At 27.5% G+C, this 1,209-nt stretch carries 1 protein-coding gene; it reads right to left on the minus strand.

Annotation, left to right across the window (positions count from 1 at the left end):
• Positions 1-138: 138 nt before the first annotated feature.
• Positions 139-933: a hypothetical protein gene (locus BM097_RS15965; RefSeq protein WP_090552702.1), complete on the minus strand. Its 795-nt coding sequence runs from the start codon at positions 931-933 to the stop codon at positions 139-141.
• Positions 934-1,209 lie beyond the last annotated feature (276 nt).

The following is a 1,209-nucleotide window of genomic DNA, read 5'->3' on the forward strand; positions in this document are numbered from 1 at the left end:
AACGGCATAGAAAAAGCTAGGAGTTGCCGCTCCTAGCTTTTTTGCTTCATTGTTGAAACTCTAATTTCATTTCTTGCCTAAGATTATTATAGCAAGTGAATTGGATTAGTCAATATTGAAAAATTTTATATTTAATAATTAATTCCTATCTTCAAAGAAATCATAGTTTGATAACATTTTTTTATAATATTCATATTTTAGAAATGATGTATATGTTTCCTTCATTTCTAATTGTTCATCTGTATCTAGCAATTTCATATCTTTTTCATCAGGATAATAATCGAATTCATCAGGAGGTACATCCTGTAAATAATTTAGGCATTCTTTTATTTTGTCACGGTTAAGGGCTAGATGATTCATTTCACAGAATTTTTTTAGCATTGCCTCAATAATTATGTGATCCATTTGACTTTCAGACACAATGAAAGAATTATCACATTTAGGATTACTTTCATGTGAAATAACATAATCGAAAGGGGTTAATGGATGCTTAATCCATTGATTAAATTCGGGTAAAGGCACATAATTATTAAAAGATTTAATAACCTTACATAATTCATTATATTTTTCAAGTTTAATTTCATCAGAATCATGTTCATTATAATACTGACAGTTTAGCTGGTCTATTAGGGTATTATGCTGTTTAATATTAGAATCAAATTGAAGGAATTCATTTTTAACATAGCTATCGATTTTTCTTTCGAGCTTGGTTCTAGTAGTCTCAACCGTATAGTCATTTAACATTTTATGTTTTATCGTAATATAAATGAAGGTATCCTTTTCATATTTTGAGAGAGCGTTCCAATCGCTATTAGGGTATTCTTTGTTCAATTGACGTTTTATAAATTTTCTTATTTTCTCTTTGGTTTTTTTATCTGCATAGTTTACCTCGTACGTTCTGAATACAACATCATAAATTGTTTCATTTTTCATAGATAATCACCTCATGTACTTCAATAATTTAAAATGTACTTTTTTATAACGACTCTTATTTGTTATTGTATCAAGCTATTTTAACCATTTTGTGAATTGTATATACAAATTGAGTCGTCTGTTATTTCGAGTAAAATTAAGCCTGTAAGGCGCTTTACAATAAAATAATTAATTTTGAAATAGAAAGACTAACTATTAAAGATTGTCAATAAAAAATGATTTGAAACAGAAATGTTTTAAATAGAGCGACGATGGCTTTTCATCGTAATCAGTACC

Source organism: Pseudobutyrivibrio sp. OR37 (assembly GCF_900113655.1).
Lineage (GTDB): Bacteria > Bacillota > Clostridia > Lachnospirales > Lachnospiraceae > Pseudobutyrivibrio.

Coding starts and splice junctions, on each gene's coding strand:
- BM097_RS15965 (WP_090552702.1), bottom strand. CDS start 933: ATGAAAAATGAAACAATTTATGATGTTGTATTCAGAACGTACGAGGTA.